We start from the raw sequence: 26,871 nt of genomic DNA on the forward strand, positions 1-26,871 counted from the left end.
ATGCGCCACGCCCTCCCGCTGATCGCTCTCCTGCTGGCTGCTCCTGCGGCCGCCCAGACCAAGGCCCCCGGCATGAACTACCCACAGACGACCCGCGGCAGCACGGTGGACGAACAATTCGGCGTGAAGGTTGCCGATCCGTATCGCTGGCTCGAGAATGATGTGCGCACCGATGCCGCCGTCGCGAAATGGGTCGCTGACGAGAATGCCGTCACCAATGCCTATCTCGCGACCTTGCCCGGCCGGGCCATCTTCGCAGCGCGGATGAAGCAGTTGCTCGACTATGAGCGTTTCGGCGTGCCGGTGAAGAAGGGCGGCCGCTATTTCTACACCCGCAATAGCGGCCTGCAGAATCAGGCAGTGCTGTACGTACGCGACTCGATCGATGGTGTGGGCCGGGTGCTGATCGACCCGAATGCCTGGGCGAAGGACGGTGCGACCGCGCTCGGCGAATGGGTCCCGTCCGAGGATGGCCACCATATCCTGTATTCGATCCAGGACGGCGGCACCGACTGGCGCACGGTCAAGGTGCTTGACGTCGCGACCGGCGCGATCGCTGCCGACACTGTCGAATGGGTCAAATTCTCCCATCTGTCCTGGGCGAAGGATGGCTCCGGTTTCTATTACTCCCGCTTCGCCGCGCCGGCGGCGGGCGCGAAGTTCCAGGCGCTGAACGAGAACCAGCAGGTCTATTTCCACAAGCTGGGTACTACCCAGGCCACCGACCGCCTGATGTACGCCACGCCTGACGCGCCGAAGTGCGGCCACAATGCGCAGGTCACCGAGGACGGCAAGTGGCTGGTCATCACCACCACCGAAGGCACTGACAACCGCTACGAGATCACCGTCCTCGACCTGACCGATCACGGCGCGAAGCCGCGCACGATCGTGAAGGGCCTTGAGAATGAATGGTCGCTCGCCGGCAATGTCGGATCGACCTTCTACTGGACAACCGACAAGGATGCGCCGCGCCTGCGAATCGTGTCGATGGATGTTCGCGAGGCGACGCCCGCGATCCGCGAGGTGGTGCCGCAGGACAAGGCGGTGCTTGAAGGCGCCGGGATCGTGGGGGGCAAGCTGGTCGCCTCCTATCTGGTCGATGTGAAGTCGGAGCTTCGACGCTACGATCTGGACGGCAAGCCCGACGGGGTGGTGGCGCTTCCCGGCATCGGCAGCGTCGCCGCCACCAGCGGCGCTGAGGACGATAGCGAGATGTTCTACGCGTTCACCAGCTTCGCCACGCCGACGACCATCTATCGCTATGATCTGAAGACCGGCAACGCCGCGCCCTGGGCCATGCCCAAGGTCGCGTTCGATCCGGGCCTGTACGATGTCTCCCAGCGCTTCTACGCGTCGAAGGACGGCACGAAGGTTCCGATGTTCATCGTCCGTCGCAAGGATCTGCCGGCGGGCCCGGCACCGACCCTGCTATACGCCTATGGCGGCTTCAACGTTTCGATGAACCCGGCCTTTTCGGCAACGCGGATCGCGTGGCTTGAGCAGGGCGGGGTGCTGGCGGTGGCCAACATCCGGGGCGGCGGTGAATATGGCAAGGCGTGGCACGATGGCGGCCGCCTCGCCAACAAGCAGAATGTGTTCGACGATTTCATCGCGGCCGGCGAGGATCTGATCGCCCAGGGCATCACCTCGAAGGACAAGCTCGCCATTCAGGGAGGTTCCAACGGCGGGCTGCTGATCGGCGCCGTGGTCAATCAGCGGCCCGACCTCTTTGCCGCTGCGCTGCCGCAGGTCGGCGTGATGGACATGCTCCGCTTCGACCGCTTCACCGCCGGCCGCTATTGGGTCGATGATTATGGCTATCCCGCGAAGGAGGCCGATTTCCGCGTACTCTACGCTTATTCGCCCTATCACAATATCAAGACCGGACGGGACTATCCGGCGATCATGGTGACGACGGCGGATACGGACGACCGGGTCGTGCCGGGTCACAGTTTCAAATACACTGCCGCGCTCCAGGCCGCGCAGATCGGCCCAAGGCCGCATCTCATCCGCATCGAGACCCGCGCCGGGCACGGCTCGGGCAAGCCGACGGACAAGGTCATCGCCGAAGCCGCCGACAGCTGGGCCTTCGCCGCGGCCTGGACCGGCATGACGGTCAGGGACGTCGCCGCCACGCAGAAGCCCGCAAAATAGTAGGGGATCGAGGCGGAGGGGAAGCTGATATGATTGCGGCGCTACCGGTCGGATCGCGCGGCTGACCGTCTAGCGATTCGTCATGCTTTCGGCCGTTCCATTTTGCCCGGCGCGCTGTTATCTGCCCTCTCCATCCTGTTGCATGCTACGGCTTGCTCTCCAGGAAGGTGGTTCATCGTTGCGACAGCACGACTCACCTATCGATACGGCATCGAATCGAAAGGGGACAGGACATGACGATTTTCGGCAAGGCGGTCGCGGCTACCACGCTCCTGGCGATGAGCGTCACCGCTGTCCCCGCCCAGGCAGAGCGGTGGGGCTCGCATCATCGCGGCGGCGACAAGATCGATGGCGGTGACGTGCTGCTCGGCGCGGTGCTTGCCGGCGGCCTGTTCGCGATCCTGTCGAGTGTCGGCAAGAAGAAGGCGCCGCCTCCGCGCCAGGCAGTCGCTGCTGAAGAAGCCGCCCCGGTCGTCGGTCCGGAGGAGGGCAATCGCACCCTCTCGATTTCGCGGTCCGATGAGGAAGCTGCCGTCGACGCCTGCGTCTCCTCGGCCGAATCGGAAGGCCGGCGTTACGCCCGCATCGCTACGATCGACAAGGTCACGATCGTCGATCCGGTCGCATCGGACTTGATCGTCCGCGGTACGCTCGGCCTGCGCGATGATTACAGGGCGGCCGCGACCGACCATCGCGGCTTCACCTGCCGTATCGGTGAGCAGGGCGTTGAGCAGGTGTCGATCGACGGTCCGGTGCTTGCGGCAAACTAAAGCCGCATTGCTGCCCCACCGGGGCTTCCCCACCGGGCCGCATCTGCTATCTGGCCGCATGACACAGCCCAGCGACTCGATCCTCATCGTCGATTTCGGCAGCCAGGTGACTCAGCTCATCGCCCGCCGCGTCCGTGAAGCGGGGGTCTATAGCGAGATCGCCCCCTTCAATTCCGCCTCCGAGGCGTTCGCCCGGATGCAGCCGAAGGGCATCATCCTCTCTGGCAGCCCCGCGTCGGTGCTTGAAGAGGGGAGCCCGCGCATTCCGCAGGAAATCCTCGACAGCGGCCTGCCGATCATGGGCATCTGCTACGGCCAGCAGGTGCTGATGGCGCAGCTTGGCGGCACGGTCACCCTGGGCGACAGTGGCGAGTTCGGCAGTGCGGTGATCGAGGTCGCTGACAGCTGCGCGCTTTTCGACGGACTATGGAGCGAAGGCGAGAACCACCAGGTCTGGATGAGCCATGGCGACAAGGTCACGGCGCTCGCCCCAGGGTTCCGCCCCGTCGCCGCGAGCAAGGGCGCGCCCTATGCGATCATCGCTGACGACGAGCGCCATTATTACGCGATGCAGTTCCACCCCGAGGTCGTGCACACGCCGGACGGCGCGAAGCTGATCGCGAACTTCGCCCGCCATGTCTGCGGCCTTTCCGGCGAATGGACCATGGCCGAATTCCGCGCCGCCAAGATCGCGGATATCCGCGCCCAGGTCGGCAAGGGCAAAGTGATCTGCGGCCTGTCGGGCGGCGTCGATTCAGCGGTGGCGGCGGTGCTGATCCATGAGGCGATCGGCGAGCAGCTCACCTGCGTCTTCGTCGACCACGGCCTGATGCGTACCGGTGAGGCGGACCAGGTCGTCACCCTGTTCCGCAACCACTATAATATTCCGCTTGTCCATGTGAACGCGGAGGAGCAGTTTCTGGGCGGGCTTGCTGGCCTCACCGACCCCGAGAAGAAGCGCAAGTTCATCGGCGGCGCGTTCATCGACCTGTTCGAGGAGGAGGCGCGCAAGATCGGCGGCGCCGATTTCCTGGCGCAGGGCACGCTCTATCCCGACGTGATCGAAAGCGTGAGCTTCACCGGCGGCCCGTCGGTGACGATCAAAAGCCACCACAATGTCGGCGGCCTGCCCGAACGCATGAACATGAAGCTGGTCGAGCCGCTGCGCGAACTGTTCAAGGACGAAGTCCGGGCGCTCGGCAGAGAGCTCGGCCTGCCCGAGATCTTCGTCGGCCGGCACCCGTTCCCCGGCCCGGGCCTCGCCATCCGCATCCCCGGCGAGGTGACCAAGGAGCGCTGCGACATCCTGCGCAAGGCCGACGCCATCTATCTCGAGGAGATCCGCAATGCGGGCCTTTATGACACCATCTGGCAGGCCTTTGCGGTGCTGCTGCCGGTGCGTAGCGTCGGCGTGATGGGCGATGGCCGGACCTACGACAATGTCCTGGCCCTCCGGGCGGTGACCTCGACCGACGGGATGACCGCGGTCGCCTTCCAGTTCCCCGGCGATTTCCTCCCCCGCGTCGCGACCCGGATCGTGAACGAGGTGAAGGGCATCAACCGCGTGACCTATGACTATACGTCGAAGCCGCCCGGCACGATCGAGTGGGAGTGACGGGTGGCGCAACTATCGGCCTGAGCAGCCTGCTCGACCGGCGGCGCTCGCCGGATCTTGAGCGTGACGATCTGATCGACAGTTGAGCTGATCGTGATCGGCCGGGACTGTTCGGTCGGCGCGCAGGCCGACCATATGGGTCTCATAACCGCCTGCCGGATGATGATCCGATGCTTGAGGGCCTAACTTGTGCCCGTCATTCGTCGCTTTTCGTCAATCCAGGGTGCGTGGCGGCGGGCGTTCGGCATGTGCATCTTCTGTACGCCGGGGAAGAACACGATGCGCGATTGCGGCGGAAGGTCCGGCACGCAATCCCGCACGAAATGCATTACGCCATCCTTGGCGGTCCAGACCGCCTCATCGGCCCCCAGAACATGGCCAAACCAGGCCTGGTCGGTGCCGTTGAGTCCTGCCGCCCGGGTGATCTGGGGTGATCGCTCGGCGTCGAAATCGCGCCACACCCGCGGTCGCGCGCCCGCCGTCATCAACAGCATCGAGCCGTTGTACGGCGTGCCTTCGATCGAATTCGAGCGATAGAGAACGATGTCCTCAGTCCGCGAAAGGATCGCGTCCATCGAGCCCAGAATGGTGCTGTCGAGGTCGATCCAGGCGAAGCGTGGGCCGATCAGTTCCGCCATGTCGGGCGCGAATGCGCGCAGCCGTCGCCAGCACCCGCCGAGCGCGGCGGCATCGTCCCACAAAGGCAGTACGCGAATTCCGCTATCGATCCCCTTCGGATCGTCGGTGATGCACACCACATCGTGCGGGATCGTCAGATGTTCGGCCAGTTCGCGCCTGAGGCGGTTCACCGCCTCCGCCGAATAGTCGAACAGCACGTGCAGCTTGCGGGGATGGCGCCATTTCCACAGGACAATCTGCAGGCGCGCCGCCGGGTCGGACATCGGGTTTCCTTGTTGTGGCCGGCTTCATCCGGTCTTGCGAAACAGGGCGAATCGTTCCTCGCGCGGTTCGAATATGCGGCGGTTGTTCCGGTCGTAACGCCGCGACGGCTCGAGCGAAAGCGGATCGACTAGGAACAGCGGCACGTAGCGTGGCGCTACCGAAGTTTCCAGAACGCGGAAGACGGTATGGTACAGGAGGAGCAAGCCCCCGGTGGCGAGGTGGCGATCGAAATCTAGCACCGCGCGCTCGAACTGCGCGAAGCTGAGGTGCGCGGTCGGATCGGCTGGCCAGTCATGCACCAGTTCGCGCCTGTGGAGCACGCTGAGGCAGACGATCGCGTCAAAGCTTCCTCCGCCCGCGGCTTCGATGCTGTGGGCAGCGACCAGGGAAACCCCGCGATCGGGGAGGAGTCGCCGGGCGCGGCGCAGACGGGCGCGGTTGATGTCGATTCCGCTCAGGCGCGCCTTTGGCAGGTAATGGCGGAGCGTCTGTACCTCCTCTCCGGTCGAACAGCCGAACGACAGGATGTGAGGCGCCGGATGGTCATGCAACTGATCGCGCAGGGCGGCGAAGAGATGGGGATAGCGATCGATCGCGCTGCGGCCGCCCTGCTGGAAAAGGTCGTCTGAGTGGTCGCGGACCAGCCGTCGTTCCTCGCGCAGCGCGCTGTCGGCCGCTGTGCGGAGAAGGCCGGCGAGCGGCCGGACACCAGGCACTCGCTTCGCCAGCGCGCGGACAGTGCTGATACCGGTTGTCAGAGGTCTCACGGTATCGTCTCGTTGACACGCCAGAGAGCGGCTTGCTCGCTCAACCGCCCGTCCGCCAGCAGCAGTATCCGGTCGGCATGCGCCGCCGTGGCGGGCCGATGAGTCACCAACAGCACCGCCAGCATCGGGCGTGCCTGGCGTAGTGCCTCGAACAGTCGTCGTTCGACATCGAGGTCGAGCGCGGCGGTGGCTTCGTCGAGGATCAGCAGCCGGTCGGCGCGCAGGATCGCTCGCGCCAGTCCGATGCGTTGGCGTTCGCCTTGTGACAGGGTATCGACCACGGCGAGCATCGGCTGGTCCAGCCCCATCGGTAACCGTGCCACGATCTCGTCGGCCTGGGCGATCGCAAGGGCTTGGCGCAACGCGCTTTCGTCCCAGACAGTAGAATCGGGAAAGGCGATATTGTCGCGCAGCGTCGTGTCGATCAGCGTGACCGGTGAGGCTGCATAGCCTGTTCCATCGCGCGTCCCGCCGGCCCAGCTGGTCTCTCCCGTGTCCGGCACGATACGGCCGAGGAGAATATCGACCAGCGTCGATTTCCCGGTGCCCGAACGACCCGTCAGCGCGGTCCAGACCGATGGAGAGAGCGTCAGATCGACCGAGTCGAGCTGCTGGGGTGCAGTGTGTGTCTCATCGCGCGCGCTATGGGAGTACGATATGTTTGACAGGGTGACGATCGGACCGTGATCTGCCGTGGCGAGCGGTGCCGGCGTCGGCGTGGACACCGCCAGTGCGGCCATCACGGTATCGAGGTCGGACTGGAAGAAGCTGCGGGTGTGCAACACCGAAGCGAGGCGCCTCAGGCTTGGCAGCAGACGGACGCTCACCGCCAGTCCGGTCATCAGCCTTGCCGGCTCGACATGCCCACTCAGCAGTTCGACCGCGACCAGCAACAGCAGGCCGATCACGCCCGCGGTTTCGGCCATCGGCAGCATCAGTTCCTGCGACTGGTTCTGCCGGTCCAGCGCGGTCGCCAACCCCTTGGCGAGTTCGGCATAGCGCTTTCCGAACGCGTCGCCACTGCGATAGAGCCCGATTTCCCGGCTGGTGGCACTGCTGTCGCGCATCCAGCGCTGCAGCGCGGCGATTCGGTCGAGCCGCAAGCGCGAATAGAAGGAGGCGTTGCGGGTGAGCAGGCGATGGCTCAGCCAGATCAGCACTGCGGGCACGGCCATGGCGAGCAATGGCCATGGCCCGGCCACCCAGGCGAACAATGCCAGCAGCGCGGCGACCACGCACGTCTCGCCCAAGCCGTCAGCGACCGCCAGCAGATAGGTGTTGACCACGCGCACCGCGCTGTCGGTCGCGCGGATCGATCCCGCCACGGGATCGTGATCCGCCCGGCGATCCATTGCTTCGGCCAGGTGCCGACTATAGAGCTGCCGGGCCAGCGCGCCAAGCCAGCCGCGCGCAAAACGAGAGCGCATCCGTGCGATCGTCCAGTGCAGCGCATTCTTGACGATCATCAGCGCCACGATCAGCACACCGAGCGCCGTCAGTCGATGGCTGACCGGCATGGTGACGAGCCACCCGGTCAGCGCCGGCAGGCGCGACTGCGACGTGTTCATCTCCGTGTTGGCGGCCGCGACGACGAGCAATACCAGGACGCTTAGCGACACCGCTTCGAGGAGGCCGCGCACGGCCATCAGCACCGGCAGAACCGCCAGTGACCATAGCGATCGCCCCTGTTGCAGCGTGCGCACGAGATGCGCGAGCCGCCCGATGTCGCCCCAGGCGCGCTCCCACGATCGCATCACGCGACGCGCTCCACGGCGCTGTCACCCTGGTGACCAGGGGCGACGCACCACGCCGATCCTGCGTCGGCCTCATCGGCGCCAAGCAACGCGACGTCGACCGCCGCCATCAGGTTGCCGGTGCCTTGCTCACGGCCAAGGCCTTGCGCGGCGAGGGCCCGTGCCGCGCGGCGCGATGGCACCCGGAAGCGCAGTGTCCCGGCCTGCACCCATTCGGCGTCGCGCATCAGGCTGGCATGTGCCAGCGGATGCCAGCGTCGCCAGGCGGGCACGCTGAGCAGCATCACCTGGAACCCGCTGGGGGACTGCAGCCAGATGCTTGCGACCGGGCGAAACGGTAAGTGGCGCGCGCGCCAGCCGGCGCGCCGGATGCGATAGCCCTTGGCCTGCAACGCCGCCGCGATCGGCATCAGTCTGGTGCCCGCCCGTAGCATCAGCGTTTGGAGTCCGGTGTGGCGACATACCGGATGGGGATAGAGCGTCTCGCCCAATGCCAGCCCACCGACCGCAAGCGGATATCCCGGTGCCAATGCCGGCTCGGCGATCACGTCGGCGACTGTCTCCCGAACGGCGGCGAGGCGCCGCTCCTCAAGCACCCATGCAGTGCGCAGGCGGCGCAACAGCCAAGCCGGTCCTTCCAGTCCCAGGTCGCGCTGCCGCCATGCCGCCATCGGCAGTACATCCCGCCAGCGCGGGGGATAGGCTGGCTCGCCGTCCACCAGCAGGTCGGGCATCGCGTCGAGCCACGCTCGCCATGCCGCCCGCGTCTCACCGGGTGGTCCGGCACAGAGCCGCAGCAGTGCCGCGTCGCCCGAAAGTGTCGGGGCATCCCGTTGCGTCACGACTGTTCCTGTCGTGTCCCGCGGGCGCGCCGCTCTCGCAGGAACGTCGGTTCACGCCAGCGCCGGATGATTGCCCGGGCGAAGGCGCTCGGGGAACCCGCACCCCATCGGCGCGCCAGCACGGTGATGAAGGGCAGGGGCGTGTGAAATGCCCTGCCGGCCTGGCGCTGGCAAGCGTTCCAGGCCAGCCGCAGCCGGAGCGATCGGCCTGAGGAATGCGAGAGCTGTGCCGATTGCCGGAAATAGGCGCGGTCGAAACCGGCCATCGGCAGTGCGGCGAGGCTGTCGAGAGTCGCGGATGGTATCGGACTGGCGAGATGATCGGCCAGATAGCTGAGTGCCGCCGCGACCAGCCGCCCGCAACGGTGCCGCGCGGCCTCGGCTTCGAGCAGCGCCCAGCGGAAATCCCGGCCCTGCCGCTTCAGGATGAGATCAGCGTCGAGCATCCAGCGCACTGAAAGCTGATGGATGCTGCGGCCGTAACCATGGATGCAGGCGTGCAGCACATGATGTTCGGGTGCCAGCGTGAGTGCTGCTCCGGCACCCAGTGCCTCGAACGGCTGCGCCGCTGCCCAGAGGCCGCCGTCTGCGCCTTCCCACAGCGACGCGGCAAACACATGGTGATGCAGGTCGACGCTGACGCGGAGATCGGGCTGGTGGAAGGCCATCGCGTGGATATTGATACCCGGGATCGCCCTGCCTTGTGCTTCCTCGCCACGTGGCACGAAGCCGAGCTTCAGCAGCAGGGCTTCGGCGTTGGGATAATCGGCCGGTGCCACCGCGATGTCGAGGTCACTCATCGGTCGGCATGCGGGAGATGGATAGAATGTCGTCGCCAGCGGAAAGCCTTTGAGGAACAACGGGCTGATTCGCTCGCCCTCGAAGGCAATGCCGATCTGTCGCGCAACGTGCTGGAACAGCATGAAGCGTGCTGCTGTCCGCCGATATCGGATTTCCATGTCGGTTCGGATGGTGTTGGAAAGCTCCTCCGTGCAGCGCTTGCCCCGCAGCGCCGGCAAGAGGCGCAGGATTCCGGCATCGGCAGTCCGGGCTGCCGCCTTGGCGAGCAGGTCGATCGCGCCGGGCGTCAAAGGGGCGTCGAGCGCGATCGCGCGTAGGAGATCGCGCAATGCCGGCGCTGGCTCGTCACCGAAGTCGCGCAATCGCGGCCGATCGGTCACCGCAGCGAATCCGCCAGATCGAACAACAGGTCTGGCACGCCCGCCACGCCGTCACCCAGTTCCAGGCGATAGCTCGGCAGGTCGTGTACCAGGGCAGTGAGCGCGTCGTACTGCGTGCGGCGGTCCTGCGAGGGGACATGCCGCATGAAACGCAGCCCCGGCATGAACCGGCGGAGCGTCTCGGCGGTGCCGGCCCGTGCCAGCCGTGGCCGGTCGCTTTGCCCCAGAACCGGGAGCACCAGCGCCCGGATCGGCGCGGCGCGCAGCATCATGTCGCTGTTTGCCGAGCAGGGCAGCAGCATCACGCCCTTGGCATCCGCCGGTGCTCCGAGTGGCCGGTGCACGTCGCCGGGGAGATGCCGGAACATCGCCTGCGACTGAACGGTGAGGCAACAGCTGCGATACATCGAATGACCCTCATGCCGCGCGCCGTCGCGCGTCACGATCAGGCAGTCTTCGCCCACCATGCGGAAACCCGCGAGCAGTGCTGCGAGACATGTCGTGGATTTGCCGCTGCCGTTTGGGCCGACCAGCAACAGTCCCGGTTCTCCCGATCCGCGGGCGATCACTCCGCCATGCACCGCCGGACGTCCCAGCCGTGCCAGCAATGGCAGCAGTCCGGCCTGGAACGGGCGCGCCATGCTGAGGCGGGTGAGCGTATCGACACCCGGGAAGGCGCAGATCAGGCGCCGCCGCGCGATGTCGCTCTCTTCGAGAGACTGCCCGGAAGGAACGGAGACGCCGGTCTCGGCGATACTCCAGGCGTCGATCTCGATCGTCACCTCGGCGTCGATGCAGGTTGATGCGATATGGCGGATCGGTTCGAACAGCCGCGCGGCGAGAGCAGGACCCGCGACGCGGATCCGGATGGCGACACCCGCTATGACGACATCTAGCGTCTCCGGTGGGACGCGAGCACAGGCGGCGGCGAAAGCGGTGCCGGGATCGGCGGTCATGTCGACCAGTGATGCACGGGGCGCAACGCGCCTTCCTTGCGTCGCCGGTCGAGGTTGCGCTTTGCGATGGTCAGGAAATCGTCGATGACTTGGTTTGCATTGGCCAGACTGTGGTTGGATCCGTGAATCCGCCGTAACGCCAGCACCTCTTCAACGATCGCCGGTCTCAACTTCAACGCATCGGCGCGCAGGAACCAGTCCTGGTCAGCGCGGGTGAGCGTGCCGGTGTCGAATGCGCCGACGCGGTCGAAAGCGGCACGGCGCATGAGGAGACATTGCATCAGTCGCCCGAGCCTCGGGCTGTCGTCGAGTGGTCCCGGCTTTTCCCCGTCCATGGCGATGTGGCGTACGAGGGTCAGGCTGTAATCGGCTGCCGGGTCAGCTTCGAGCGCCGCAAGTTGGGCCGCGATCTTGCCGGGCAGCCATAGGTCGTCCGCATCGAGAAAGGCAATGAAATCCCCACGCGCCAGCACGACGCCGGCATTGCGCGCAGCCGCGACGCCCGCCTGCGCTTGCCGGTGCACGCGGACCCCATCGAAGCCGGCAGCGATAGCGCCTGACGCATCCGACGATCCGTCATCTACGACGATGACGTCGAGCTCAGCTCCGCGCTGGTGCAGAATACTGGTTAATGCTTGCGCGAGGAAGGTCGCGCCATTGTGCACCGGAACGATGCAAGAAACACGCGCGCTCGGGCTGCGATCAGTCACGACGGTATCCTGAGCCCGTCCGGGTCAGGCCCGCAGTGGCGGATCGAGGGCAAAGGCCTGTTCCATGTCGTCGAAGGCGAGCAGGCTGGGCGGTGCGTAGGTCACGAAACCGGGCGCACGCCCGACCGGATTTCGTGGCGGAGTGGCCTCGCCGGTTGGCTCCAGCAGGCCGATTTCGATCAGATGCGCAATGAAGGTACGGACGTCGTGGGCGACATCTTCACTCAATACATCGCAGCTTGCGGTAATATTTCTGACGATCGTATCAAGATTATCTCCATCTGCAATGGCTTCCCAGATGAAGGCCCCCACTTCATTGGAAGAATAATAGAGTCCGTTCTGCAGGTTGATGGCGACTAATTCTCCATCCATTACCTTGCCGGCCACGTGGGTCGCTATAGAGATTGGGCAGAATTGCACCTGCGGTCTTTCAATATTTAAGGGGTCGGAGCTGCTTGTAAAGCTGTTCGCTTCCCTACGAATCGAAGGGGCGAAAGTCAATTCGATGAGGTGCCGTCAATGGTCGCCCCGACTGGCTGACGGGAGCGTGGCGTAGGGCAGGCCGGCGGGGCAAGGCCGGATAGCTATGCGCCCGATGGCAGGTGGCGCTACTTGCCTACCCTGCTGCGCAGGTGCTCGGCCAGCCGGATCGAAAGCGTGATGATCGTGAAGGTCGGATTGGAGATTCCGGTCGATGGAAAGACGGAGGAGCCGGCGACATAGAGATTGTCGAGTGAGTGCACCTTCAGGTTAGCGTCGACCACGCCCTGGGTTGGGTCGGCCGACATGCGCGTCGTTCCGATATGGTGACCGTTGACGATTAGCTGGCCCTTCACGCTTTCCCATGAGGGATAATAGACATCGCCGTTCAGGCCGTTGACGGCGGTTTTGAACAACTGGGTCGACTGGGTGTAGGTCGTCTCGTCCCTTTGGCTGAGCTGCCATGTGATATGGGTCTGCCGCTGGCCGAAGACCTTGTCGAGCGAATCGGCGAGCGTGACGCGGCTGTCGGGATTCGGGGCCATCTCGAAATAATATTGGCCGCCGCCGGCCCAGAACCAGCAGCTGCCGATGCCCAGCGCGCGTTGCTGGTCGGCGCTGGGGGAAAACCTGCCCGTCACCGTCACTCCATTCTGGTCCTGCCACCTCACCGGGCGCGCGCCGGAGAGGGTGTCGCCTTCCATCAGCCTCGTCTGGCCCGCGGTGAGATAGGGTCGCGTAATACGGACGACGCCGTTGGCCGAAAGCGGGTGGCACATGAAATAGCGCCCGACCTGGTCATGATCGTTGCCGGCATTCGAGAGCAGGAGCTGGCGGGCGTTGGCGACGGCGCCGCATGCCAGCACGAAGACATCGGCCTTGATGGTGAATTCGGTCGCCTTTTGCGGGGTTGTCCGGACATTCATGCTGGCCACGCGAACTGACTGCACAGCGCCCCGGCTATGGTCGATATCGAGCAGGCTGGCGTTCAGGATCACGTCGGCCGCGCTTTCCCCGATGGTGATGCCGTCGAACGTCCGGGTTGAGAAATTCAGATAATTCTGACCCATGAACTGGTACATTTCGGTGTCGAAACCGGCGAGGCCGGGAACTTCCGCTCCGAGGATGTCGGCCCAATATTCGGCGCTGAAATTATCGGCATGGAGCACGCAGAACGCGGCTGCCTTCGCATAATAGGAGTCGAGGTCAGCGCGGCTGATCGGCCAGCCGGGAAAGCCCGGGCGCGCCTCGAAATCGATCGGGTCGAGTGGCCGGGACTGGCCGCCCCAATGCGCGGAGGTGCCTCCATAGATGCGCTCGCGCTCCCAGGCGCTGTTGGTCTGCCCTGAATAGGGCTGGATCAGGAACTGGGGCTCGTTGGAGGTGAACAGGCCGTCGGATATCCCGTCATAGAGCAGGGTCTTGTCCGGCCAGCTCGCCTGGAAATTGTCACCGGCAGCGCGGTAATCGCGGCTTCCCTCGATCAGGGTGACTTTCAGTCCCGCTTTTTGCAGATGCCACGCTGCGGTAATTCCCGCCGGGCCCGATCCGATAATGCATACCTGGCTCGAAATTACGGTGCCGTTGGGGATGTCCCTGCCGTCTCTGATCATATGACCTCACCACAAGATATCGTGAAGATAGAGTGTCGTGCAAAGCTGGTCGATTTTCAGAGCATTTTTAACATTTCGAACGGCAGATGTATTTACGGAGTTGCAGCCGAACTGGTTCCTTGAATTGGGAATGGCTGAATGTTCGTCGATGGTTCGGTCCTGAAGCACGGGGATATGCTCGCGTTGCTTTTCGCTGTCCCCTGACCAGAACGACATCGGACAAGTCTCGGCGGAATGGGCGACGGCCTCGAATTCCTGTTTGACGATCGTTCAACAACCGGAGACAACGACCGGGTCGATGAGGATCGGGAGGGAATGATGGCGTCCGGGTTGATTGCGCGCATCTTCGGTATGGCGGCGTCAGCCGTGCTGGCGGCATCGCCGGTCATGGCCGAGACGCTCTATGTCCGTGCCGGAGAGCTGATCGACACCGAGAAGGGGCTGGTCCTTACCGACCGGCTTGTTCGTATCGACGATGGTCGCGTAACAGCCGTGACACCCTGGGCGCCGCCACCGACGGGCGCGGTGGTAACCGACTGGAGCGGCTACACCGTGCTGCCCGGCCTGATCGATATGCACACTCATCTCGTCGACACGGAACAGTCGGCCAATGTCGCCGAACCCCTGTTGCATTCGGGTGCCGATATCGCGCTGCTCGGCGCGAAGCATGCCCGCGATACGCTCGCGGCTGGCTTCACCAGCGTCCGCGACGTCGGCACGTTCCGCGCATTTGGTGACGTTTCGCTGCGCAACGCGATCGACAGAGGGCTGGTCGAAGGGCCGAGAATGAGTGTCGCCGGCGCCTACCTCACTGTTCCCGGTGGCGGTGGTGAAGTCACCGGCATGGCCCCGGATGTCGAGGTCCCGGCGATCATGCGCATGGGTGTGGTCACCGGCCCTGCCGACATGACGGTCAAGGCGCGCCGCCTCTTTCAGAATGGCGCCGATTTCCTGAAGCTGATCGCGACCGGCGCCGTGCTCGCCGCCGGTACCGAGCCCGGTGCGCCCGAACTGACCGAGGAGGAGATGCATGCCGCCGTCGCCGAGGCTGCCCGCAACGGCAGCTACGCGACTGCCCATGCCCATGGTGCTGAGGGCATCAAGCTGGCGATCCGCGCTGGCGTTCGCTCGATCGAACATGCCTCGCTGATCGACGACGAGGGTATCGCGCTGGCGAAAGCAAAGGGCGTCTGGCTGGTGATGGATATCTATAATGGCGACTATATCGACCAGGTCGGCAGGCGCGACGGATGGTCCGCCGAGATCCTGCGCAAGAATACCGAAACGACCGACGCCCAGCGCGAGGGGTTCCGCAAGGCGGTGCGGGCGGGCGTGAAGATCGCCTATGGCACCGATGCGGGGGTCTATCCGCACGGCATGAATGCGCGGCAGTTCAGCTACATGGTCCGTTTCGGCATGACGCCGATGCAGGCAATCCAGTCAGCGACGACCAGCGCCGCGGCGTTGATGGGCAAGTCGGTTGACGTAGGTGCCGTCTCGCCCGGCCACTATGCCGACATGGTCGCCGTGAAGGGCGATCCGCTCGCTGATATCGCGCTTCTCGAAAAGATCGATCATGTCATGAAGGGCGGCAAGCTGGTCAGATAACCCATTTATTCCGCTGAGTTTTCCGAAGTGCGCCTCCATGAATTCGATCATGCCGGACTCATCCCGGCATCCACTCTTCCCCAGGCAGTATGAGTGTGGATCACGGCTAATGCATTAGCATTGACTAATGCATTAGTCTTGGCTAATGATTTGTCCATGCTCGAAGCCGTCGCCATCACCACCGTCATGCGCACGCTGGCCGATCCGACGCGGCGCGGCATCTTCGAACGTGTCGTCAATGCAAAAGAGATCACCGTCGCCGACCTGACCAAAGGCAGTGGCGTCACTCAGGGTGCCATTTCCCAGCATCTAAAGTCGCTCAAGCAAGCCGGCCTCGTCGCCGAGCGTCCCGAGGGGCGCAACGTCTATTACAGCGCCCGGCCCGATGGCCTTGCCCCACTGGTCGACTGGATGGACCATTATGGTGTCTTCTGGCGCGACCGCTTCGCTGATCTCCGCTCCCTCCTGAAGGAAATCGATCCATGAATCAGGCTATGCCGAAGGCGCCGGAATCCCGGGCCGAAACCTATGATATCGTCATCGACGAGGTCTTTCCCCATGCGCCGGAGACGATCTGGAAAACACTGACTGACGGCTCCGCCATGGGCCGCTGGCTGATGGTGCCGACCGGGTTCGAGCCGGTGGAGGGCACCCGCTTCACCTTCCGGACCACCCCTGCTGGTGAATGGGACGGCGTCATCAATTGTCAGGTGCTCGAGGTCGTGGAAAATCAACGCCTCGCCTTCGCCTGGAAGGGCGGGCACGAGGGCAATGCGGGCTATGGCTCGCCACTCGACACGATCGTCACCTGGACGCTCACCCCGGCTGGGGACGGCACCCGCGTCCACATGGTTCACTCGGGCTTCGAGCTACCGAAGAACGAGCGCGCCTTCTCCACGATGAGCCAGGGTTGGAAGAAGGTGGTGCCGACGATGGCTCAGCTCGCCGGTGACGCGGACTCGTGAGGGGACGGATCGGGCCGACAGCTTCCGCTGAATGGGAAGGAAGATCGCGCGCTTCCAATCTTCACCATGATGCCGCCGATGGAGGGCAGGGTTAGCCGAACCGATACGGATCGAAGCATTCCGCATCCTGATCAGCCGCTCCGGCAAGCTCCGCCGCGATCAGCTCGGTTCCCAGCGCGGCAAAGCTCACGCCGTTTCCACCGAACCCGCTCGCCAGCCACAGATTGTCATGGCTCCGCGCCCGCCCGATTGCCGGCAGCCCGTCAGGCGATGATCCGAATGCTGCCGCCCATGCGCAGTCCACCGTAATGTCCTCGGCCGCGATCATCGCCGCCAGCTTTACGCTGATCCTACCGCGCTTGGCTTGGATCAGGGCATCGCGTTGCCGGGCGTCGTCGAAATCCTCATCCTCGCCACCGGCGATCACCCGGCCGTCCGCGGTGGCCCGTGTATAGAGATAGGGCGAGGATGCTTCCCAGATCATCGCATTCTCCCGCCATAGCGGTGCGCGCCCGGGCGGCGTCGCGATCGCATAGCTCGATCCGACGGTGAAGGCGGCGGGCAGGAACCAGACGGCGCGCTCGTATCCCGGTGCGAGGATCACGGTTTCCGCCTCGATCCGTTGCCCATCGGTGCCGTGCAACACTGATCCACAGCCTGTTTGCTCGATGCGCGCCACGTCGAATGGAAAACAGGCCGTGGCGCCACGCGCTCGCGCCCTGGCGAGCAGGCCGAGCGCTAGCCGAACCGGATCGACCTCATAGCTTCCGGCCGAGAGCAGCGCGGCGCGGGGCGCGATATCGAACCGCGCGGCCACCGTCGCGGCATCGAGATAGTCGGATGGCAAGCCCGCAGCCCGCCGCGCCTCAGCTTCTGCCCGGAGTGCCTGCTCATCGAGCAACGTTCCAGCCAGATATAATTCGGGTCGGTCGATCCGCCCGCATTCGATCTCTGCATCGTCTATATGTGCTGCCAGTCTCTCCACCGCCGCGAACACGCGCCGCCAGCGTCGTGCGGCTTCCGCCATGCCGATCGTCCCGGCCAACCGGGTCAGGGGGACATCGGCTGCCCACATCACCAGCGCTGTGGACGCGGCCGTGCTGCCATGGGCGGGCGGTCGGCGGTCGAGGAGCAGCACGCGACGGCCTTCGCCTGACAATCGCTCTCCCAGCATCGCTCCCATGACACCCGCGCCGACAATAGCGATGTCGACGCTGCCCGAAGGAACGGGGTCGGAAGTGAGGGTGTTATCGTCGATCGCCACCCAGCATGGATGGCCGCCACGAAGATTCCGGCGTTCGGTGAGGTCCACATATGTCTCCGAAAAGTCGTATCGTCAGGCGGCGGGGGAGGTGGTGGCACGGTATCGGCGGAGATAGCGCGTCACCGGATCGCGAAGTCCATGACTACGAACTACCGGGAGGCTTAATTGGCTCCATGTACCCGTCATCAGAAACGCGGCCCACCAATTCGGGCACCGTTCGTTTCGGCGAAATCGGAAGAGTCACGCGCGATCGGCCACAGGTTCGATCCGACGTCGATTTTAGCGGCCCGGGGATTGCATCACGCGATTTAACCGGGAAGAAATGTCGTCATTCGTACAACATGGGAGTTCTTCGTGACCAATAAGCCTCTCGCGCTTGTTCTTGCCGCCGGCGTCATCCTCGCTCCTGCCGCGAGCGCAGCGCAGGACAGTCCCGCGCGCGACAAGAGTGCAGCCACATCCAATGCCGACAAGATGAAGAACGAGGCGGAGGCAGCCTGGGCCAACGCGCCCGTCGCCGAAACAGAGACGACTCATCGCGATGCCGTCACCATCGAGGGGCGTCGCTACGCTTATACCGCTTCGGCCGGCACGCTGACGATCCGCGATATCGAGGGGAAGCCGACCGCCTCGATGTTCTACACCGCCTATACGCTCGATGGGGTGAAGCCGGGGACGAAACGACCGGTCACCTTCCTCTACAATGGTGGGCCGGGCAGCCCATCCTTCTGGCTTCGCATGGGGTCGTTCGCGCCGATCCGTCTTCGTACGACCAATCCCGAATTCATCCGGCCTGCGCCCTATGATGTCGGCCCCAATCCGGATTCGCTGCTCGACAAGACCGATCTCGTCTTTCTCGATGCGATCGGTACCGGTTATTCGCGCCCGCTGGGTGATATGAAGCCTGCCCAGTTCTACGGTGTCGACGAGGACGTCGATGCCTTCGCCAAGGGGATCATCCGGTACGTCACCAAATATGGCCGCTGGATGAGCCCGAAATTCCTGCTTGGCGAAAGCTATGGGACCTTGCGCTCGGGCGCGCTCGCTTATCAGTTGCAGGATCGCGGCATGGCGTTGAACGGCGTCGTGCTGCTGTCGTCGATCATGAACTATGGCTATCGCCAGCCGGGGCTCGACCAGGTCTATCTCAACTACCTGCCCAGCTATGCAGCGACCGCCTGGTATCATAACCGGCTGCAGAACCGGCCTGCCGACGTCGCCACGATCGTTGCACGGGCGCGGGCCTTTGCCACGGGACCCTATATGTCCGCGCTTGCCAAGGGGCAGTCGATTTCGGACGCAGAGCGCGATCAGGTCGCCGATCAGATGAGCCAGTTGATCGGCCTGTCTCCCGAATTCATCAAGCGCGCGAACCTCCGGATCGACCTGGCTCGGTTCCAGAAGGAATTGCTGCGCGGGGAGGCGCGGACGGTTGGCCGGTTCGACTCGCGTTACACCGGCATCGATACCGACGCGGCGGGCGAGCGGCCGGAGACTGACGCATCGTCCGACGCGATCTCGGGTGCGTACATCGCCTCATTCCACGATTATCTCTCGACCACGCTCGGCTACAAGACCGACTTGCCCTATCGCCTCTCCGCGCGCGATGCGGCTGGTTTCACCTGGAACTGGAAGCATGAGGGGCCCGGCCGTGGCCAGGGCCAGAACAACCCCAACACCGCCGTCGACCTGGGTGCTGCGATGCGGAGCAACCCGTACCTCAAGGTGCTGTCGATGAACGGCTATTACGACATGGCGACGCCATTCTTCGGGACCGAAAACGACCTGGGGCACATGATGCTTGAAAGGTCGCAGCAGGCGAACCTGCAATTCACTTATTATCCCGCCGGTCACATGACCTATCTGAACCCGGCTGCGTTGCGCCAGATGAAGATCGATCTGTCGCGCTGGTACGACGAGGCGGTCAGCGACGCCCGCTCCGCAACGCCGCCCGTTCCGCCAACGAACAGCGCGGCGGAAACGAGCCCGGTGGCGAATTGAACCGGTGGCGGCGGGGTGATGCGCTGGCTTTGCAGCGCATCACCCCGCCGTCCGGTATCCTGTGAAAGCTTGCGCGACGTTGCCGGCTGAGCGACAGCGCGATCATGTCGGAACGCCTCGAACTCACCCTGCGCGAAGCGATCTCCACGGACGCGCCCGCGATCATCGCGCTTTGGCAAGCCTGTGGCCTTACCCGCCCATGGAACGACCCACAGGCGGATTTCGCCCAGGCGGTCGCCGGCCCGACCTCGACGATCCTGGTGGTGGAGCAGGAACGGGTGCTTGCCGGCTCGGTCATGGTCGGTTTCGACGGACATCGTGGCTGGGTCTATTATGTGGCGGTGGCGCCCGATCATCGTCGGAACGGCCTAGGGCGCACGTTGATGGATTCGGCGGAGGTCTGGCTCCGCGCTCGGGGCGCTCCCAAGATCCAGCTCATGGTGCGCGACGACAATCACGCCGCGCTCGGTTTCTACGAAGCACTCGGGCTCGAACGGCAAAAGGTCGTGACGCTCGGCAAATTCCTGAAGGATTGAAGGCAATGGCGGCGACGCTCTACGGCATCAAGAATTGCGACACGATGAAGAAGGCCTGGACCTGGCTCGACGCGCATGGTGTCGCTTATGATTTTCACGACTATAAAAAAGCAGGGATCGACGAGGCGACCGTGCGCCGCTGGGCAGGGCAGGTGGGCTGGGAAGTGCTGCTCAACCGCGCCGGGACCACTTTCCGCGCGCTCTCCGACGCCGACAAGGCGGATATCGGGGAAGACAAGGCGATCGCGCTGATGTTGGCCAACCCGTCGATGATCAAGCGCCCGGTGCTTGATACCGGCAGCAAGCTGCTGGTCGGGTTCAAGCCGGACACCTATGATATGGCAGGGCTTGGATAGCAGGAGGACCGATCATGCCGACCGCGCGCTGGAACGGGGCGGTCATCGCCGAATCCGATGATACGGTGGTGGTCGAGGGCAATCACTATTTCCCGCCAGAAAGCGTCAATGAAGCGCTGCTCGAGGCAAGCGCATCGCGTACTCGTTGCCCATGGAAGGGAGAGGCGAGCTACAAGTCGATCGTCGTCGATGGAAAGCGCAATCCGGACGCGGTCTGGTTCTATCCCGATCCCTTGCCCGCTGCGGCCGAGATCAGGGGGCGGTTCGCGTTCTGGAAGGGCGTGACGGTCGAATAGGGAAATATTGCGCTCGCTTGTTCTTCCTCGCGAATGATTGCGAAGCTTTCCGGATGCCTCTTCAACTAGGTCCGATTCAGTTCAAAATATTGCCATTTCAGCATAAAAGGCGCACCATCTCCGCCTCACCAATGGAGGGGAGCAGGTCATGACAGAAGACGGCGAACAGCCACCTGTTTGGTACTATGTCGTTGGCGGCATACTCGCGCTGTGGAATGCGATCGGCTGCTATTTCTGCTATATGCAGTTCATCCACGGTCCCGAAGCGATGGGACCAGCGACTGAATATGATGTCGCGCTCTACGCAAGCCTGCCCGGCTGGTATAATTATCTTTTCGCCCTCGCGGTCATCACGGGTCTGCTCGGCGCGATCGGCCTTCTGACCCGATCGCGCGCAGTCGGGATTCTTTTCATCGTCTCGCTGGTCGCGACGGTCATCCAGTTCGGTTATCTCTTCGCCGCCACCGATATCATCGCGCACAAGGGAGCAGGCATGGTGTTGCCCTTCCCGATCCTGATCATCGTGATCGGTGTCTTCTCGATCTGGTTCGCCGGGTTCGCGAAGAAGCGGGAATATCTGCGCCCCTGAAGGCCAATGCCGGGTGGGAGGATGTCACTCCTCCCACTGGAACACCTCGTCGAGCGGCTTGCCGAACACCCGGGCGATACGGAACGCTGCCTCGAGCGACGGGGAGTATTTCCCGGCTTCGATCGCGGCGATCGTTTGCCGCGTCATCCCGATGCGCGCGCCGAGATCGGCCTGGGTCATCTCCCCCGCCATGAAGCGCAGGGTGCGGATCTGGTTGGCGATCGGGGTGCTAGCCATGCTGGTCCTGGCGACGGGCAAGGTTGCGGGCAACGTTGACGGCGCCGTGCCGCAGCACCACGCCCGCGCCGTTCATGCTCGATTGCCTCGTCATCTCAACTCCCCCGGCGATAGAGAAACAGCAAGGTGCCGGCACGCACCAGTTCGGCGAGCACGAGCGCCAGCAGCAGCACGTTGCTGATCACGATCGGTACCAGCGTGTCCGGCTTGCCGGCCAGCCAGGCCGGCGCGGTGGCAATGGTCAGCGGCGCGACCACGGTAAGGGTCGCCACCAGCGCGCTCAGCGTGATGAAGGCAGGTCGATAGGCCAGCAGCGCGAATTCCCGGTCCCGGTCGTCTGCCGGCGCGCCGGCCTCTTTCGGGGACATGATCGACAATATGATTGCCACCACGATCTGGACCACGGTCAGCGCGATCACCGCGAGGATGAAATTACCCAACTCCGTGCCGACATTGAAGCTCGGTCCTTCGATCGCCCGCACGAATCCCCGGAAATACCAGCCCCAGATCACGACCGTCGCCATGACCGATCCCCACATCATCCTTTCCCGAAACGCCATCTGATCCTCCAGCGTCAAATCAATGTGACATAATGTATAGAATATTTTACATTGAGTCGAGCTAGGCAAACATTGCGCTGGCGCGGGCATATGCGGTGGCTGGCTTCCCCGATGTTGCGGCGCTAACAGCGGCGCATGTCCACGACCTTCACGATCGATACCTCGACCAGCCGCGCGAATCCGACGCCGGCTCCGATGAAGCGGCTCACCATCCCGGCCTTGCGCAAGGCCAAGGGCGGCACGCCGCTGGTGATGCTCACCGCCTATACGGTGCGTACCGCGCAACTGCTCGATCCGCATTGCGATCTGCTGCTGGTCGGGGACAGCCTTGGCCAGGTGGTCTATGGTTTGCCGTCGACGGTGCCCGTCACGCTTGACATGATGGCGGCGCACGGTGCCGCGGTGGTGCGCGGCAGCTATCACTCGGTCGTCATCATCGACATGCCGTTCGGCAGCTATGAGGCATCCCCTGAAAAGGCGTTCGAAAACGCCGCCTGGCTGCTCAAGCAGACCGGCGCTGCCGGCGTGAAGATGGAAGGCGGCGAGGCGATGGCGCCGACGGTCCGCTTCCTGGTGGAGCGTGGCATCCCGGTGATGGGCCATGTCGGCCTCACGCCCCAGGCGGTGAACGTGCTCGGTGGCTACGGTGCGCGCGGTCGCACGCCTGAGGAAGCGGCGAAGATCGTGGCCGATGCGGTCGCGATCGCCGATGCGGGCGCCTTCTCCATCGTGATCGAGGGCGTGGTCGAACCGATTGCGATCGAGATCACGCGGAAGGTGGCGTGCCCGACCATCGGCATCGGGGCTTCGGCGCTGTGCGACGGGCAGGTGCTGGTGGCTGAGGACATGCTCGGCATGTTCGAGCGCACGGCGCGTTTCGTGAAGCGCTTCGACGACTTGTCCGGCCGCATTTCCGCCGCGGTTGAAACCTATGCCGCTGATGTCAGATCCCGCAGCTTTCCGGGTCCGGAGCAGACTTACGCACCCAAGGATTGATCCTTCCGTTTGTACGCGGCCATCGCTAAGGTCCGCCCCTTTCCAGCCTTCGCCCCATGGAGCATCCCTTGGCCGTTAAGCCGAATACCGACGAAGCATTTCTGCGTGAGGTGGACGAGGAGCTTCGCCGCGATCAGCTCGCGAGCATGTGGACGCGTTACGGGCGCTGGCTGATCGTCGCGATCGTCGCCGGCCTCGCCGCGTTTGGCGGTTTCCTCTATTGGGAATATCACAGCGCGCAGGTTGCTGGCGAGCAGGGCGAGAAGCTTCAGGTCGTCTATGACGAACTGGCCGCGCAGAAGGTCGGCAGCGCTGAGAAGGGCCTGGTCGAACTCGCCGGCTCGAGTGTCGGGGGATATCGCGCGCTGGCGCTGTTCACTCAGGCTGACCTGCTGCTGCAGAAGGAAGATCTGAAGGCCGCCGCCGCCAAGTTCGCCGCGGTCGCTGGGGACGGCTCGGTCGGTCAGCCGCTGCGCGATCTGGCATTGATCCGCCAGACCGCCGCCGAGTTCGATACGCTCAAGCCCGATGTCGTCGTCAACCGGCTGCGGCCGCTGGCGGTGAAGGGCAATCCCTGGTTCGGCAGCGCGGGCGAGCTCGTCGGCGCCGCCTATCTTCAAATGAACAAGCCCGATCTCGCGGCGCCGCTTTTCGGGCAGATCGCCCGGGACGAGACGGTCCCCGACACGATCCGTCAACGCGCGGTTCAGATCGCTGGCACCATGGGCATCGACGCGGTCGGCCCGGTTGAGGAAAAGAAAGCGCAATGATGTACAAGAACCGGGCGGTGCTGGCGTGCGCCGCGCTCCTCGCGCTCAGCGGCTGCGGGATATTCAAGGGCGGCGGCAAGAAGACGCCGGTATTGGGCGATCGCGTGCCGATCCTCATGTCCGAGAGCGAAGTGACGTCCGACAAGTCGCTGGCAGACGTCCAGGTCCTGCTGCCCGCACCCGAAGTCAATGAAAACTGGGCGCAACCCGGCGGCAGCGCCGACAAGTCGATGGGACAGCTCGCGCTGGGCGCCACGCTGACTCGGGCATGGACCGCCTCGGTCGATGGAGGCTCCAACCGCCAGCGGCTCGGCGCGGCACCGGTGATCGCCGATGGCCGGCTCTATGCGATGGACGTGGACGCCAATGTCCACGCCTTCACCGCTGACACTGGCTCGCAGGTCTGGACGACCAACATCTCCAAGAACGAGAAGAAGACCCGCAGCGCTCGTTTCGGCGGCGGTGTCAGCTACGACAACGGCAAGGTCTATGCGACCGACGGCCTGGGTGACGTGGTGGCGCTCGATGCGAAGACCGGTGCTGAAGTCTGGCGCGTCAAGCCGGGTGGCCCGCTGCGCGGTTCCCCGACGATCGACAATGACAATCTTTATGTGCTGACCCAGGACAATCAGCTGTTCGCGCTGTCCAAGGCCAATGGTTCCGTCGCCTGGACCCAGTCTGGCTCGCTGGAGACGCAGGGCGTGTTCGGTGTCGCGGCGCCGGCGGTAGGGCAGGGTACGGTCATTGCCGGCTTCTCCTCGGGCGAGCTCAACGCCTATCGGTACGAGAATGGTCGCACGCTATGGCAGGACGCGCTGTCGCGCTCAAGCATCTCCACTTCCGTGTCATCGCTTGCCGATATCGACGCATCGCCGGTCATCGATCGCGGCCTGGTTTTCGCGGTTGGCCAGGGCGGCCGCACCGTCGCGCTTGAGATCGTCTCCGGCCAGCGTATCTGGGAACAGAATTTCGCCGGCATCTCGACCCCCTGGGTCGCGGGCGAATGGTTGTTCCTGGTCACTGACGACGCCCGGCTCGTGTGCCTTGCCCGCGCGACTGGCAAGGTGCGCTGGATTCAGCAGCTCCGCCACTTTGGCAGCGAGAAGAAGAAAAAGAACCCGATCACCTGGTATGGCCCGGTGCTCGCGGGCAACCGCCTGATCCTGACCAACTCGCGCGGCGAGATCGTCTCCGCGTCGCCCGACAGCGGCGAAGTCGGAACGGTGATCGAAGGGGGCAAGGCCTATAACCTGCCGCCGGTCGTGGCCAATTCCACCCTGTATGTGCTCGATCAGAAGGGCCGGATCTCGGCTTATCGCTGATCGCGACGCCTGCTTCGTCGCCCCGGCACGACTCCGGGGTGACGAACGCGGCATAGCAGGGTAAGGCGCGCCATGCCCAATCTTCCCGTGGTCGCGATCATCGGCCGGCCCAACGTCGGCAAATCGACACTGTTCAACCGCCTCGTCGGCAAGAAGCTCGCGCTGGTCGACGATCGTCCTGGCGTCACGCGCGACCGGCGGGAGGGCGATGCGACCCTGGTCGGCCTGGAATTCCGGGTCATCGATACCGCCGGTTATGAAGATCAGGATGCGGCATCGTTGCCCGGCCGGATGCGCGCCCAGACCGAGGCCGCCGTGGCGCAGGCCGATGTCGCGCTGTTCCTGATCGATGCCCGTGCCGGCCTAGTCCCGCTGGACGAGGAAATCGCACGCTGGCTGCGCGGTTCGAAGACCCCCGTTGTCCTGGTCGCCAACAAGGCCGAGGGCCGGGCCGGCGAAAGCGGCATCCTCGAATCGCTGTCGCTCGGGTTCGGCGATCCCGTCGTGCTCTCGGCCGAGCATGGCGAAGGGTTGGTCGAGCTGTTCGAAGCGCTGCTTCCCCATGTCGAGCGTGATGAGGACGCCGAGGCTGCCGAGGAGGAAGAAGACAGCCTCGACGCGCCGCTGAAGCTTGCCATCATCGGCCGGCCCAATGCGGGAAAATCGACGCTGATCAATCGCATGCTTGGCGAGGAACGACTCATCACCGGCCCCGAGGCTGGGATCACCCGTGACTCCATCGCGATCGACTGGACCTGGCACGATCCTGAAGGCGAGCCGCGCGCCGTCCGGCTGATCGACACCGCCGGTATGCGCAAGCGTGCCAATGTGCAGGATAAACTGGAAAAGCTGTCGGTCGCCGACGCGCTCCACGCGATCGACTTTGCCGAAGTGGTGGTGCTGCTGCTCGATGCGACGCGCGGGCTGGAAGCGCAGGATCTGCGCATCGCGGATGCTGCGCTGCAGGAAGGCCGGGCGCTGGTCGTTGCGATCAACAAATGGGATGTGGCGGAGAATGCCAGCAGCCTGTTCAACGGCATCCGCGGGGCGCTGGAAGAAGGGCTGTCGCAGGTGAAGGGCATTCCGGTGCTCACTGTTTCGGCAGCGACCGGCAAGGGCATTGACACGCTGGTGAAAGTCGCGTTCGAGACGCGTGAGGCGTGGTCCCGCCGTATCGGCACCGGTGAACTCAATCGCTGGTTCGAGAAAGCGATCGAGGCCAATCCGCCGCCCGCGCCCGGTGGCAAGCGGATCAAGCTGCGCTATCTGACTCAGGCCAAGACCCGTCCGCCGGGCTTCGTGCTGTTCGGCACGCGTGTCGACCAGTTGCCGGCCAGTTATCAGCGCTACCTGATCAACGGTATTCGGCGCGATCTCGGCTTCGGTGCGGTGCCTGTACGGCTGACCTTGCGCGCCCCGAAGAATCCGTTCGATCGCTAGAGGCAATCGAGTCGCTTCCAACTGCATTAAACAAGGATTCACCAAGCCTTTCGGTCGATTGACCGGGGCTGCGTCAACTCATCCTTTACCTCGTTTGTCTAGAAACGGGGGACATCTTCGCGGTCTTGGTGGCTCCGAAGTAGGAGAATGCGGTGTCTGTCGAAGATCGCGGCCTGGTTGACTGGA

Annotated in this window: 27 protein-coding genes; 15 read left to right on the top strand and 12 right to left on the bottom strand. The window is 64.3% G+C overall.

The features are described from left to right. The 3 genes from P0Y59_02310 to guaA all read left to right on the top strand — a co-directional run bounded on the left by P0Y59_02310 (nucleotide 1) and on the right by guaA (nucleotide 4,539). Nucleotides 1-2,154 carry a prolyl oligopeptidase family serine peptidase gene (locus P0Y59_02310; GenBank protein WEK00548.1) on the top strand — a complete coding sequence of 718 codons (2,154 nt, stop codon included), beginning with the start codon at nucleotides 1-3 and terminating at the stop codon, nucleotides 2,152-2,154. A gap of 233 nt (nucleotides 2,155-2,387) precedes the next feature. Further along, on the top strand, nucleotides 2,388-2,924 hold the full coding sequence (locus P0Y59_02315; protein ID WEK00549.1) for a hypothetical protein: 537 nt from the start codon (nucleotides 2,388-2,390) through the stop codon (nucleotides 2,922-2,924). Between the two features lie 58 nt (nucleotides 2,925-2,982). Then, nucleotides 2,983-4,539, top strand: coding sequence for a glutamine-hydrolyzing GMP synthase (gene guaA / locus P0Y59_02320; GenBank protein ID WEK00550.1), 1,557 nt, complete (start codon nucleotides 2,983-2,985; stop codon nucleotides 4,537-4,539). A 182-nt stretch (nucleotides 4,540-4,721) separates the two neighbouring features. Here guaA and P0Y59_02325 read toward each other — a convergent pair whose 3' ends face one another. The 9 genes from P0Y59_02325 to P0Y59_02365 all read right to left on the bottom strand — a co-directional run bounded on the left by P0Y59_02325 (nucleotide 4,722) and on the right by P0Y59_02365 (nucleotide 13,745). Then, on the bottom strand, nucleotides 4,722-5,441 hold the full coding sequence (locus tag P0Y59_02325; GenBank protein ID WEK00551.1) for a hypothetical protein: 720 nt from the start codon (nucleotides 5,439-5,441) through the stop codon (nucleotides 4,722-4,724). A 24-nt stretch (nucleotides 5,442-5,465) separates the two neighbouring features. Then, nucleotides 5,466-6,209 (bottom strand): class I SAM-dependent methyltransferase, encoded by a 744-nt coding sequence (locus P0Y59_02330; GenBank protein ID WEK00552.1) that lies wholly within the window; start codon nucleotides 6,207-6,209, stop codon nucleotides 5,466-5,468. Then, complete coding sequence (locus P0Y59_02335; GenBank protein ID WEK02475.1) at nucleotides 6,206-7,963, bottom strand: ABC transporter ATP-binding protein; 1,758 nt, start codon at nucleotides 7,961-7,963, stop codon at nucleotides 6,206-6,208. Before P0Y59_02335 ends, P0Y59_02330 begins: the two co-directional genes overlap by 4 nt. Further along, nucleotides 7,963-8,805 (bottom strand): hypothetical protein, encoded by an 843-nt coding sequence (locus P0Y59_02340; protein WEK00553.1) that lies wholly within the window; start codon nucleotides 8,803-8,805, stop codon nucleotides 7,963-7,965. The genes P0Y59_02335 and P0Y59_02340 overlap by 1 nt, the downstream gene beginning before the upstream one ends. Further along, entirely contained in the window at nucleotides 8,802-9,986 is a 1,185-nt protein-coding gene (locus tag P0Y59_02345) for a nucleotidyltransferase family protein (protein WEK00554.1), read from the bottom strand. The genes P0Y59_02340 and P0Y59_02345 overlap by 4 nt, the downstream gene beginning before the upstream one ends. Next, the gene (locus tag P0Y59_02350; protein ID WEK00555.1) at nucleotides 9,983-10,942 is read right to left on the bottom strand and encodes a hypothetical protein; all 960 of its coding nucleotides are present in this window, start codon (nucleotides 10,940-10,942) and stop codon (nucleotides 9,983-9,985) included. Before P0Y59_02350 ends, P0Y59_02345 begins: the two co-directional genes overlap by 4 nt. After that, nucleotides 10,939-11,652 carry a glycosyltransferase family A protein gene (locus P0Y59_02355; GenBank protein WEK00556.1) on the bottom strand — a complete coding sequence of 238 codons (714 nt, stop codon included), beginning with the start codon at nucleotides 11,650-11,652 and terminating at the stop codon, nucleotides 10,939-10,941. Before P0Y59_02355 ends, P0Y59_02350 begins: the two co-directional genes overlap by 4 nt. A 24-nt stretch (nucleotides 11,653-11,676) precedes the next feature. After that, on the bottom strand, nucleotides 11,677-12,039 hold the full coding sequence (locus P0Y59_02360) for a PqqD family protein (protein WEK00557.1): 363 nt from the start codon (nucleotides 12,037-12,039) through the stop codon (nucleotides 11,677-11,679). Between the two features lie 221 nt (nucleotides 12,040-12,260). Continuing rightward, nucleotides 12,261-13,745 carry a GMC family oxidoreductase gene (locus tag P0Y59_02365; protein WEK00558.1) on the bottom strand — a complete coding sequence of 495 codons (1,485 nt, stop codon included), beginning with the start codon at nucleotides 13,743-13,745 and terminating at the stop codon, nucleotides 12,261-12,263. Between the two features lie 351 nt (nucleotides 13,746-14,096). Between P0Y59_02365 and P0Y59_02370 the strand changes: the two genes are divergently transcribed. From P0Y59_02370 to P0Y59_02380, 3 genes are all read left to right on the top strand, one after another. Continuing rightward, the gene (locus tag P0Y59_02370; GenBank protein WEK02476.1) at nucleotides 14,097-15,353 is read left to right on the top strand and encodes an amidohydrolase family protein; all 1,257 of its coding nucleotides are present in this window, start codon (nucleotides 14,097-14,099) and stop codon (nucleotides 15,351-15,353) included. 156 nt (nucleotides 15,354-15,509) lie between these two features. Further along, complete coding sequence (locus P0Y59_02375) at nucleotides 15,510-15,839, top strand: metalloregulator ArsR/SmtB family transcription factor (protein WEK00559.1); 330 nt, start codon at nucleotides 15,510-15,512, stop codon at nucleotides 15,837-15,839. Continuing rightward, on the top strand, nucleotides 15,836-16,318 hold the full coding sequence (locus P0Y59_02380; GenBank protein ID WEK00560.1) for an SRPBCC domain-containing protein: 483 nt from the start codon (nucleotides 15,836-15,838) through the stop codon (nucleotides 16,316-16,318). The genes P0Y59_02375 and P0Y59_02380 overlap by 4 nt, the downstream gene beginning before the upstream one ends. A 91-nt stretch (nucleotides 16,319-16,409) precedes the next feature. Here the strand turns inward: P0Y59_02380 and P0Y59_02385 are convergent, their stop codons facing one another. Beyond that, complete coding sequence (locus P0Y59_02385; protein WEK00561.1) at nucleotides 16,410-17,582, bottom strand: FAD-binding oxidoreductase; 1,173 nt, start codon at nucleotides 17,580-17,582, stop codon at nucleotides 16,410-16,412. Nucleotides 17,583-17,936: 354 nt separating this feature from the next. Here P0Y59_02385 and P0Y59_02390 point away from each other — a divergent pair, with 354 nt between their 5' ends. The 5 genes from P0Y59_02390 (at nucleotide 17,937) to P0Y59_02410 (ending at nucleotide 21,360) form a co-directional block, all read left to right on the top strand. Further along, on the top strand, nucleotides 17,937-19,583 hold the full coding sequence (locus tag P0Y59_02390; GenBank protein WEK00562.1) for a peptidase S10: 1,647 nt from the start codon (nucleotides 17,937-17,939) through the stop codon (nucleotides 19,581-19,583). A 104-nt stretch (nucleotides 19,584-19,687) separates the two neighbouring features. Beyond that, nucleotides 19,688-20,119, top strand: coding sequence for a GNAT family acetyltransferase (locus P0Y59_02395; GenBank protein WEK00563.1), 432 nt, complete (start codon nucleotides 19,688-19,690; stop codon nucleotides 20,117-20,119). A gap of 5 nt (nucleotides 20,120-20,124) precedes the next feature. Further along, nucleotides 20,125-20,475, top strand: coding sequence for an ArsC family reductase (locus P0Y59_02400; GenBank protein ID WEK00564.1), 351 nt, complete (start codon nucleotides 20,125-20,127; stop codon nucleotides 20,473-20,475). A gap of 14 nt (nucleotides 20,476-20,489) precedes the next feature. Continuing rightward, nucleotides 20,490-20,771, top strand: a complete 282-nt coding sequence (locus tag P0Y59_02405; protein WEK00565.1) for a DUF427 domain-containing protein — start codon at nucleotides 20,490-20,492, stop codon at nucleotides 20,769-20,771. A gap of 148 nt (nucleotides 20,772-20,919) precedes the next feature. After that, a complete protein-coding gene (locus P0Y59_02410) occupies nucleotides 20,920-21,360 on the top strand; it encodes a hypothetical protein (GenBank protein WEK00566.1) in 441 nt (146 codons plus the stop codon). Nucleotides 21,361-21,384: 24 nt separating this feature from the next. Here P0Y59_02410 and P0Y59_02415 read toward each other — a convergent pair whose 3' ends face one another. Then, nucleotides 21,385-21,597, bottom strand: coding sequence for a helix-turn-helix transcriptional regulator (locus P0Y59_02415; GenBank protein WEK00567.1), 213 nt, complete (start codon nucleotides 21,595-21,597; stop codon nucleotides 21,385-21,387). Nucleotides 21,598-21,692: 95 nt separating this feature from the next. After that, nucleotides 21,693-22,157, bottom strand: a complete 465-nt coding sequence (locus tag P0Y59_02420) for a hypothetical protein (GenBank protein WEK00568.1) — start codon at nucleotides 22,155-22,157, stop codon at nucleotides 21,693-21,695. Between the two features lie 135 nt (nucleotides 22,158-22,292). On the opposite strand from P0Y59_02420, the gene panB reads away from it, so the two are divergent. The 4 genes from panB (at nucleotide 22,293) to der (ending at nucleotide 26,685) form a co-directional block, all read left to right on the top strand. Continuing rightward, a complete protein-coding gene (panB, locus tag P0Y59_02425) occupies nucleotides 22,293-23,153 on the top strand; it encodes a 3-methyl-2-oxobutanoate hydroxymethyltransferase (GenBank protein WEK00569.1) in 861 nt (286 codons plus the stop codon). A 68-nt stretch (nucleotides 23,154-23,221) separates the two neighbouring features. Beyond that, nucleotides 23,222-23,923, top strand: a complete 702-nt coding sequence (locus P0Y59_02430) for a tetratricopeptide repeat protein (GenBank protein WEK00570.1) — start codon at nucleotides 23,222-23,224, stop codon at nucleotides 23,921-23,923. Then, complete coding sequence (locus tag P0Y59_02435; protein WEK00571.1) at nucleotides 23,920-25,245, top strand: PQQ-binding-like beta-propeller repeat protein; 1,326 nt, start codon at nucleotides 23,920-23,922, stop codon at nucleotides 25,243-25,245. Before P0Y59_02430 ends, P0Y59_02435 begins: the two co-directional genes overlap by 4 nt. 72 nt (nucleotides 25,246-25,317) lie before the next feature. Beyond that, entirely contained in the window at nucleotides 25,318-26,685 is a 1,368-nt protein-coding gene (gene der / locus P0Y59_02440; GenBank protein WEK00572.1) for a ribosome biogenesis GTPase Der, read from the top strand. The last annotated feature ends 186 nt before the right edge of the window (nucleotides 26,686-26,871 follow it).

This window comes from Candidatus Sphingomonas phytovorans (assembly GCA_029202385.1).
Classification (GTDB): Bacteria; Pseudomonadota; Alphaproteobacteria; order Sphingomonadales; family Sphingomonadaceae; genus Sphingomonas; species Sphingomonas phytovorans.